6 protein-coding genes and 1 pseudogene are annotated in these 5957 nt (G+C 31.6%); 5 read left to right on the top strand and 2 right to left on the bottom strand.

The window, feature by feature from the left end:
• From QZZ53_RS01085 to QZZ53_RS01065, 5 genes and pseudogenes are all read left to right on the top strand, one after another.
• Window positions 1-601 (top strand): annotated as a pseudogene (locus tag QZZ53_RS01085) (mevalonate kinase); the annotation flags it as partial.
• Window positions 602-649: 48 nt separating this feature from the next.
• Entirely contained in the window at window positions 650-1552 is a 903-nt protein-coding gene (locus QZZ53_RS01080; protein WP_296380538.1) for a geranylgeranylglycerol-phosphate geranylgeranyltransferase, read from the top strand.
• A 2-nt stretch (window positions 1553-1554) separates the two neighbouring features.
• Window positions 1555-2502, top strand: a complete 948-nt coding sequence (locus tag QZZ53_RS01075) for a carbon-nitrogen hydrolase family protein (RefSeq protein WP_296380536.1) — start codon at window positions 1555-1557, stop codon at window positions 2500-2502.
• A gap of 179 nt (window positions 2503-2681) precedes the next feature.
• Window positions 2682-3521 (top strand): pseudouridine synthase, encoded by an 840-nt coding sequence (locus QZZ53_RS01070; RefSeq protein WP_296380534.1) that lies wholly within the window; start codon window positions 2682-2684, stop codon window positions 3519-3521.
• A 130-nt stretch (window positions 3522-3651) separates the two neighbouring features.
• Window positions 3652-4041, top strand: coding sequence for a hypothetical protein (locus tag QZZ53_RS01065; RefSeq protein WP_296380532.1), 390 nt, complete (start codon window positions 3652-3654; stop codon window positions 4039-4041).
• Window positions 4042-4056: 15 nt separating this feature from the next.
• Here QZZ53_RS01065 and QZZ53_RS01060 read toward each other — a convergent pair whose 3' ends face one another.
• Entirely contained in the window at window positions 4057-5070 is a 1014-nt protein-coding gene (locus QZZ53_RS01060) for a transglutaminase domain-containing protein (RefSeq protein ID WP_296380530.1), read from the bottom strand.
• A 96-nt stretch (window positions 5071-5166) separates the two neighbouring features.
• Window positions 5167-5601 (bottom strand): carboxypeptidase-like regulatory domain-containing protein, encoded by a 435-nt coding sequence (locus tag QZZ53_RS01055; RefSeq protein ID WP_296380529.1) that lies wholly within the window; start codon window positions 5599-5601, stop codon window positions 5167-5169.
• Window positions 5602-5957: the final 356 nt, after the last annotated feature.

Below are 5957 nucleotides of genomic sequence, written 5' to 3'. Positions count from 1 at the left end.
ATACTATGGAAAAATCAGCTATCAAAAGATGATTATTCAGATGTTTGAAAAAGAAGATTTATTAGCATTAGCCAATGATTATATGCCTTTTGGTAAATCTTCAGGTTTAGACCCTTTAAATAGTTATTTAAGCCTTCCAATTTTAATAAATTCTAAAGATAATATTGAGGCTACTGGTATTCCATCTCAAAAGGTAGAAGGAAAAGGAGCCGTATTTTTATTAGATAGTGGCATTGTTGGTGAAACTGCACCTATGGTTAGTATTTTTATGGAAAACATGAAAAATGAAGGTTTCCGTAGTATGCTTAAAGATCAATTTATAAAACATACAGATGCTTGTGTAGATGATTTCTTAAAAGGAGATATAAAATCCTTATTTAAAAATACAAAACAATTGTCTAAAGTGGTGTTAAATAATTTCAAACCAATGATACCAAAACAGTTTCACGAACTTTGGAAAAAAGGCATCGAAACTAATGATTACTACTTAAAACTTTGTGGTTCTGGTGGTGGTGGCTATATTCTTGGATTTACTGAGAATATTGATAGAGCACAAGAAGCTTTAAAAGCGCATAAATTAGAAGTTGTATATAACTTTTAGTATTCTGCCATTCTGAACTTAGTTCAGAATCTCATCAAAATTTAATGCATGTTATCAAGAAGACAGAAACACATTATTCTAAAGTTTTTCAGCCTGTTTTCTGTAGTTAGAGGTTATAATATTCTTATAATTGTTATTGCTCAATATTTAGCTTCTGTTTATATTTTTGCGCACGATAAACCGGTTAAATCGGTTTTTTTAGATCTCAATCTTTTAATGCTAGTGCTGGCATCTTCTGCGACTATAGCTGGTGGTTATATTATTAATAATTTCTATGACTCAGAAAAGGACTTGATTAACAAGCCTAGGAAAACGATGCTCGACAGATTGGTAAGCCAAAATACAAAGCTGTCGTTTTACTTTGTGCTGAATTTTGTAGCGGTTGTTTTCGCTAGCTACGTATCTTTTAAAGCGGTTGTATTCTTTGCATTGTACATCTTTGCGATTTGGTTTTATTCCCATCGCTTAAAGAAGCAACCAATGACTGGGAATATTGTTTCAGCAATACTAACCGTAATCCCATTTTTTGCCATCTTTATTTATTATAAAAATTTCGAGTTAGTTGTTTTTGCACATGCTATCTTCTTATTCTTATTGATATCTATGCGAGAATTAACAAAAGATCTTGAAAATATAAAAGGGGATTTAGCTCTAAATTATAGAACGGTTCCTGTTGTATATGGTGAGAAAACATCGAAACTAATGCTTACCATTGTTGCAGTCTTCACTATTGTCTCTGCCATTGCATTGATTTTGTTTTTCAAAATTGGGCATATGTATTATTTCTTTTATCTCAGTGTAATGTTGTTAGGAGTTTTTCTACTTATACTATGGAAATCGAATAAGAAAACGCACTATTTATTTCTTCATAATATCCTTAAATTTATTATTGTTGCTGGTGTGTTTTCTATTTTATTGATTGACATATCTATTGTTTTAAATCGTATCTAAAAATGAATACCACTTTAAAAATTGCCATGGCACAAATCGCACCAATTTGGTTAGATAAAAATGCCACTATGCAGAAAATCGAAAATTCTATAAAAGAAGCTGCAAAAGAGAATTGTGAACTTATAGTTTTTGGTGAAGCATTATTGCCAGGTTATCCGTTTTGGTTGGCGCTAACAGGAGGTGCTGAATGGGATAAAACAGTTAATAAGGAATTGCATGCACACTATGTGAGTAATTCAATATGTATAGAAAAAGGAGAATTAGATTCAGTTTGTCAATTAGCTAAGCAGCATAAAATGGCTATATACTTAGGTATTATGGAGCGACCAACTGATAGAGGAGGTCATAGTATTTATGCTTCTTTGGTGTATATTAATGAAGAGGGAGAAGTTAAGTCTGTTCATAGAAAATTACAACCAACTTATGATGAACGTTTAACTTGGGCTCCTGGAGATGGAAATGGTTTACAGGTACATCCTTTAAAAGCATTTACAGTTGGTGGCTTAAACTGTTGGGAAAATTGGATGCCATTACCAAGAACAGCATTATATGGTCAAGGTGAGAACTTACATATAGCAGTTTGGCCTGGAAGTGACCATAACACCAAAGACATAACTCGTTTTATTGCGAGAGAATCGAGGTCTTATGTGATATCTGTGTCGAGTTTGATGTCTAAAACGGATTTTCCTAAAAACACTCCACATTTAGATGCGATTTTAAAAAACGCACCAGATTCTTTAGCGAATGGAGGTAGTTGTATCGCAGGGCCAAATGGAGAATGGATTGTTGAACCGGTTTTGCATAAAGAAGGTTTAATTATTCAGTCTATAGATTTTAATCGTGTGTTAGAAGAACGTCAAAATTTTGACCCTGTTGGTCATTATTCAAGACCAGACGTGACTAAACTGATTGTGAATACAGAACGACAAACAACTGTAGAAATTAAATAGTTATTGTAAATTTATTTAGTCAATTTGAGTAGATTTTGTCTTTTTTTAAGGCAAAATTAGTATAGAGAATCAAGTTAAGAAATAAGAATTTGTTCTCGATAAAATTTTCTTTCGAAAATCACTCCAACTGACGTTAGTACATATTAACTATTGTTATACATTTGCAAAAATTTAAGACTATGAGCAAAAATCAAGATAGCAAGGGAAAAGGAAAAACTTCAGGAAGAGAAAATGCTAATCGCAAGACTAAGAGTTTTGCTAGAGGTAATGCTCCATTTAAAAAGAAATCAAAGCAAGCAAAGCCATCTAATCCAGATGAGATTCGTTTAAATAAATATATTGCCAATTCTGGTATGTGTTCGCGTCGTGAAGCAGATGAAAATATAGCGATTGGGTTAGTATCTGTAAATGGTAAAGTGGTAAACGAAATGGGTTATAAAGTAAAACGCACTGACGAAGTTCGTTTTGATGGGCAACGCATTACTCCAGAAGCTAAAGCCTACGTGTTATTGAATAAACCAAAAGGTTTTGCTACAACTACTTCAGAAGGTAAAGGTAGAACCGTTATGGATTTAGTCGCAAACGCAACTAATGCTAATATTAAACCTATTGGACGCTTGGGTAGAAATTCATTAGGCTTATTATTGTTTACTAATGATGACACAGTTGTGCAAAAATTCACTAATTCTAAAAATGGTGTTGCACGATTATTTCAAGTAGAATTGGATAAAAACTTGAAGTTTGAAGACCTTAAAAAGATTCAAGAAGGCTTTAAGGTTGAAGGAAAGCTGGTTAGCGTTGAAGAGATAAGCTATATTCAAGGTGAATCTAAAAACCAAGTAGGTATAAAAATTAAGAATACAGGAAACACTATTCTGCGAACTATTTTTGATGCATTTAATTATGATATCGTAAAGATTGATTGTGTTGCAATTGGTCATTTAACTAAAAAAGATATTCCAAGAGGTCATTGGAAGCACTTAACAGAGCAAGAGGTAAATACCTTAAAAATGCTTTAAAACAAGGTGTAAATAGCAATTTTTGAATTTTTAGCTTACCGTTCATCGAATAAACAACACGTTTAATCGGTGGTTTATTTATTTTTTCTATATTGGCCCTCCCAAATTGTATTAAATAAATAACCTACTTATGAAAAATGTAAGATTCATTTTTGTGCTTTTACTATTTGTAAATTGTACAACAGACTCAGCTGAGGTTGATGAAACTTCAGAAACAATCAATCTACAACCAGAAAGTCAAATATGTGTTGACGACTTACCTAAAGTTAGATTAAGCAACAACAGTGCTGAAGATTTTGATTTTATAGTTTATACTTCATCAGACTTTAGTATGTTACATACTCAAAATATAAGTTCTACAGATAATAGTGGATGGTTAGAATTGTCTCATAATGATGTTATTGTTTTAGCAACAAATAGTATCGTTTATGGTCAGAAAATTCAATTAAATCTCCAAGCTTGTGACAATGTAGAGCTAGAAATTGATGCGAATAATGTTTTAGTTGCATCTATAAATTAAGCTTTAGAATTTAAATTAGCTTTTTACTTTAATAGTATAGGTAGATATGAGATCATCTTTAATATACAGATGAACATCATAAAAACCTGTATTATTAAATTGATGCTCTAAAGTTAATTGCTTATCGTCAATAGATGTAGATGTGGCTTTGGTTTTGCGATTGGAAAATCCATTGTCTATTAAAAGGCGAATATCATCACTTGCAACTGTTTTTTTAAGCTCATATTGAAAGATCACTTTTTCGTGCTTCTCTATAGTGTGATGCAGCTGTTTTGGCTTATTATGAAGGGTTAAATTTTCATAAGCCTTGCCATAAATAATAGGAGATGCTAAAAAAGTTTTAAAGGAGGGAATATTTTTATCTATAAGCCACCATTGCCCTTCAATAGGAAAGTGATTTATTGCAAAAAGCTTTGGATTTGCTAAAAAGAAACCATCATTATACTGAAATGTAAATCTATTGCTTTCAGGATCAGGAATACCACTTGCCCAAGTTGGGTCACAGAGATACCATTTATTATCTAATTTTACAGCATTCCATGAATGATTTGGTAAATCTAAGTTTTCAATATCTGTAGTGCTTACTCTGCCATAACCTTGCACAATTTTACATTCTATATCGGCAAGTTTTGCCAATTCTTTTACTAAATACGCATAACCAGTACAGATGGTTCTTTTGTCTTTTAGAAGTTTTTTGAAAAGTATTTTTCTAAAGGTATCATTCCAAGTTTTAAGTTTTGTGCTATCATCTTTAAAACGCTCACGTTTATGCTTATTTCTTAAATATAGACTGTAGTCATTTGCAATATTGCCACAAACCCAACGGTAAATAGCTCTAAAGCGTTCAACGTCTGTATCTAGTTTAGCAGTAAGTTTATAAGATAACTCAGGTAAATTTGTTAAACCTTCACCTTTACAGACCAATGCCACATTATCTGCTTTTTCAAAATCTATATGATTAAAATCTGAGATTTGCGCATGCGATTGGTATACAATTATGAAGAGTAATATGAGTTTAAGAGATTTCAATAAAATGGTAATTATATCAAGTCAAGCACAGTTGAGACCTGTTAAAGACCTCTCGACTGTGCTCGAGGAGACAATTTAATGTGTTATAGTCACTGATTAATTCTTACGCTTAGACTTATATGGCTTTGCTGAATCTAAAGCACCTATCATTTCTACTAAATCTTCAGTTAGAACGAGTTTAATAAACGTAGTATCTTCCTTGATTTTTACTTCTTGATTTTCATAACCTAAATAACTAAAAACTAAAATATCTCCAGTTTTTAATTTTATGGGGAAGATAAATTTACCTTTCATATCTGTGTTTACACCAGTTCGAGTTCCTTTAAGAACAATATTGACACCTGGTAAAGGACCATCTTCTGTACTAACAAGACCACTAATTGTACGTTCCTTAGATGCAGTTTCAGTTGTAGATACTGAATTAGTTTGTCCATAGATTGGATTAAAAGCAAGTAATGCAAAAATCATAACACCAACAAAACTTAAAGTTTTAAAGGTGTGTTTTTGAGTTAATGTTAATTGTGTTTTCATAATATATGTGTTTTGTTTATATCAAAGCTATAGTCTTGGCTTACAAGTTAAAAATAGTTTTGAGTATAAACAATGATTGAACTAGTGAAATGGTATTTTCAATTAGGGAAAGTTTAAAACTTGGGAGATTAAATGATAAAAAAACCTCAGATCGATAATTTGACCTAAGGTTTTAATCGACGGCGTTTTAGTGATTTCTTGTTATCCTGCCTTTGCTGCCGCATATACAAGATTGTTACTCTGCTCTTTTTGTAGCTTAAAAGCAGTAATACAAAGAATAAAAGACTAGTCGTTTTTATAATGTTATTTTTTTATCGTTAATATTTTTATAAAGAATTAATCACTATATATTATTT

This window comes from Winogradskyella sp. (genome assembly GCF_016744625.1).
Taxonomy (GTDB): Bacteria; Bacteroidota; Bacteroidia; order Flavobacteriales; family Flavobacteriaceae; genus Winogradskyella.
Note: the sequence above shows the minus strand (reverse complement) of the source record. Positions and strands in the feature narration are given on the sequence as shown.

Bases quoted from the DNA above. Each gene is read 5' to 3' on its own strand.
- QZZ53_RS01080 (WP_296380538.1), top strand. From the start codon at position 650: ATGTTATCAAGAAGACAGAAACACATTATTCTAAAGTTTTTCAGCCTG.
- QZZ53_RS01075 (WP_296380536.1), top strand. From the start codon at position 1,555: ATGAATACCACTTTAAAAATTGCCATGGCACAAATCGCACCAATTTGG.
- QZZ53_RS01070 (WP_296380534.1), top strand. From the start codon at position 2,682: ATGAGCAAAAATCAAGATAGCAAGGGAAAAGGAAAAACTTCAGGAAGA.
- QZZ53_RS01065 (WP_296380532.1), top strand. From the start codon at position 3,652: ATGAAAAATGTAAGATTCATTTTTGTGCTTTTACTATTTGTAAATTGT.
- QZZ53_RS01055 (WP_296380529.1), bottom strand. From the start codon at position 5,601: ATGAAAACACAATTAACATTAACTCAAAAACACACCTTTAAAACTTTA.